This is a genomic window from Candidatus Jettenia sp. AMX1 (assembly GCF_030263775.1).
In the GTDB taxonomy this organism is placed as follows: Bacteria; Planctomycetota; Brocadiia; order Brocadiales; family Brocadiaceae; genus Jettenia; species Jettenia caeni.
In genome coordinates, this window is record NZ_SZPP01000089.1 from 1 (window position 1) to 3,404 (window position 3,404).

The 3,404-nt window shown below is 35.0% G+C and carries 2 protein-coding genes; both read left to right on the plus strand.

Features of this window, described 5'->3' with window-relative positions; translation table 11 throughout:
- Nucleotides 1–352 precede the first annotated feature (352 nt).
- Nucleotides 353–1,495 carry a glycosyltransferase family 4 protein gene (locus FBQ94_RS17250; RefSeq protein ID WP_007221147.1) on the plus strand — a complete coding sequence of 381 codons (1,143 nt, stop codon included), beginning with the start codon at nucleotides 353–355 and terminating at the stop codon, nucleotides 1,493–1,495.
- Between the two features lie 243 nt (nucleotides 1,496–1,738).
- Entirely contained in the window at nucleotides 1,739–3,130 is a 1,392-nt protein-coding gene (locus FBQ94_RS17255; protein WP_007221148.1) for a sugar transferase, read from the plus strand.
- The last annotated feature ends 274 nt before the right edge of the window (nucleotides 3,131–3,404 follow it).

Genomic DNA, 3,404 nt, shown 5'->3' on the forward strand with positions numbered 1-3,404 from the left:
TGCACCTGGCTGGGAGAAGAATGGAACAGAAGCTAATCCTCAATTAGATAAAGATTACTATCCTGCCCCTGACGGTCCTGCGGCAACTGGTGCTATACCGTTACCATCTAGTTGGCCTGGTCAGGACGGTAAAAAATATCGTGGAGCATTGCCTCCTAAGAACTTGAATATAAAATGATGAAAAAATCATACTATTGAGCTATAACAATAACCGTGTAATACTATCATTAATCATTAATTTATTTTAATTCTTTAAAATATTTTTTATCTATCTATCTAATAAAATGAATCAATAATTTCCTGATAGAGATTAAGGAATATTACTATAAATTATAGAGAGACTTTTGTTACCATGGAAAAAAAAGCTTTGTTTATTGCAAACACTGGTTTTGCATTATTTAATTATAGGCTTCAGTTAATGAAATTCCTATCCAATCAAGGATGGTCTGTTGTTGCAATAGCCAATGATGAAGCAGATTATGTTAATAAATTTTCAAATATAGGTATAAGATTTATAAATATTAATATCGATCATAAGGGAAAAAATCCTATTGCTGATGTTGCTCTTATATGGCGACTGAAGTCACTTTATAATCAGGAATCGCCATCGCTTGTGCATCATTTTACCATAAAACCCGTTATTTTTGGCTCATTAGCTGCTAAATGGGCAAAGGTTCCTGCTATTATAAATTCAATTACAGGATTAGGCTATGTATTTAATGAACGTGGTCTCTTAATGCGCACCTCGATGATGCTTTATAAGTTTGCCTTATCTGGTCGGCCACGGGTGATTTTCCAAAATAATGATGACTATCAGTTGTTTGTCTCGAATGCTCTCATAAAAAAAACCAATGCTCAGGTTATTCTTGGTTCAGGAGTTAATACTAAAGTCTTTTATCCAAATACGATTAAGCGAAGCGACGCTAACTTACAATTTCTCCTTGTTTCAAGAATGCTTTGGAGTAAAGGCATAAGTGAATATATTAGTGCTGCAGAAAGAGTTAAAAAGCAGTACCCTGAAACCAAATTTATTTTGGCCGGTGGTGCATCTGGTGGTGGTGCAAAAGGAAATCCGGATGCAATTCCTGAAAAATGGCTAAATGAAGTTAATGCAAGAGGGATCGCTAAATGGATTGGACGTATCCCTTTTGAAGATGTGATGATTTTGTTAGACAATTCTGACGTAGTTGTTTTACCCTCATATTACCCGGAAGGCGTCCCCCGGTCATTAATAGAAGCTGCTGCTAAAGGAAAACCAATTATTACTACAAATACTCCAGGTTGTAAGGAGGTTGTTGTGGATGGCGTCAATGGTTTTTTTTCGTCACCAAAAGACGTTGAATCATTAGCAAATTGTATGCTCAAGTTTATTCGAGAGCCAGAGTTGATAAATAAAATGGGTATAGAAAGCCGCAAACGGGCAGTAGATATCTTTGATGAAGAGAAAATTTTAGAAAAAACAGCTGGAGTTTATAAGAAAGCAGGGGCATTATAGATCTTGTATATTAAAGGTATTTTATCATAATAAAGATCGAAGATTTGCACCAGATGTTCCAGTTCACCGCAATAAATATATTTACTATGCATTTTCTTCTTTCTGCAATAAGCTCCTTATGAATGTTATTATAGTTTATAGCTTGTAAGCGAAAATCTTATGGCTAAAATTTATTAATAATTACTAATTTAACTCTAAAGCAGTTTTTGTTCCTACTAACAATTTTTACAAGGTCATTTGAAAATGTATTTCTTTTCTCCTAGTAGTAAAAAAAAGGTATTTCTTTTATTAGGTGATATACTCATTGTTCTTATTACCTTTTATATAACAGTGTTTATTAAAATAAAGATTTTTGATCCTTTTAATTTTAAGCTTATTCTGCCAAAGTTCAATTGGTGGGCTTTTACCTTGATATCCCTTTCTCCAATAATTTTTTATATTTTTGAACTCTACAATAAAAGTCGTTGGGAAAACAATACAAAACTCCTTCTTTATATAAGCTTTGCAGTTTTAATTACTTCAAGTATTGTTGCATTTCTCTCCTACATCTTTGTTTTTAATATGGTAATCGGCAGAGCAATTCTATTGTTTTATTCTATATTTAGCATATTGTTGCTATTTGCCTGGCGCAAACTCTTTGTAAATGTCTTCTCTAAATCGGAATATCTAAAGGAGAAAGTACTGCTTATTGGTGATGGAGCTATAGTAAATGATATTGAGTCCATTGTTAAAACATATAAGATTATTCCTTATGATTTAAAGATTATCAGAAATTATTCAGAGAACCGTGGAACAGACTATGTGAGTGATTCAATATCCACCCAAAGCCTTTTTGATATGGTTGTTGACAATAAATTTAATACCATTGTTGTTGCATGTAGTCTCAATGATTTTCCCCTATTGAGAAAATGGCTTTTCGATATGAAATTTAGCGGTATTGCCATTTACGATGCCCTCTATTTTTATGAGGCATTGTCTGCTAAAATACCAATAAGCAGCATTAAGGATTCTTGGTTTTTATTCCATAATCAGGGAAAGAAGTTTAATCCTTTTCTTTACAGCAGGATAAAAAGAATTATGGATATCTTACTCTCCTTGTGTGGAATAATTATACTGTCTCCACTAATACTGCTGATAGGCCTGGCTATTAAATTATCGTCAAAAGGGCCAATCTTTTTTAAACAAGAACGCCTGGGGCAAAATGAGAAGCCGTTTACGATACTAAAATTCCGTACAATGATTGTTGATGCGGAAAAGGGCGGTCCTAAGTGGTCCGATAAAAACGATTCAAGAGTTACAAAGGTGGGTAGGCCTCTCCGTAAGTGTAGATTTGATGAATTACCTCAGCTATTCAATATCCTAAAAGGGGAGATGAGTTTTATCGGTACGCGCCCCATTCGGAAATTTTTTGCTGAAAAATTGGCCAAAGATATTCCATACTATCGACTTCGTTTCATCATAAAACCTGGACTTACTGGCTGGGCACAAGTCCAAGGCCGTTACTTTGACAATAACGAAGAACAGAAAGAGAAACTTGAGTATGATTTATTTTATATCCAAAATCAATCCCTCTTCTTTGATTTGTTTATTGTGCTGAAAACAGTATCGACAGTGTTATTTTGGAAAGGGCAATAGGGCGTAGGTCGTACGATAGAAAAGAGTGTATCTTTATATAACATTAAAGCCCCGGAGTTACCGGGGCTTTAATGTTTTGTTTCCAAATCGTTTTTGGGCAGTAAATTATGGTGTTTGTGGAGGTAGTGCTCCCCGGTATCCTCCACCATCGAGACCAGGCCAACTAGATGGTAATGGTATAGCACCAGTTGCCGCAGGACCGTCAGGGGCAGGATAGTAATCTTTATCTAATTGAGGATTAGCTTCTGTTCCATTCTTCTCCCAGCCAGGTGCA

Coding starts and splice junctions, on each gene's coding strand:
- FBQ94_RS17250 (WP_007221147.1), top strand. CDS start 353: ATGGAAAAAAAAGCTTTGTTTATTGCAAACACTGGTTTTGCATTATTT.
- FBQ94_RS17255 (WP_007221148.1), top strand. CDS start 1,739: ATGTATTTCTTTTCTCCTAGTAGTAAAAAAAAGGTATTTCTTTTATTA.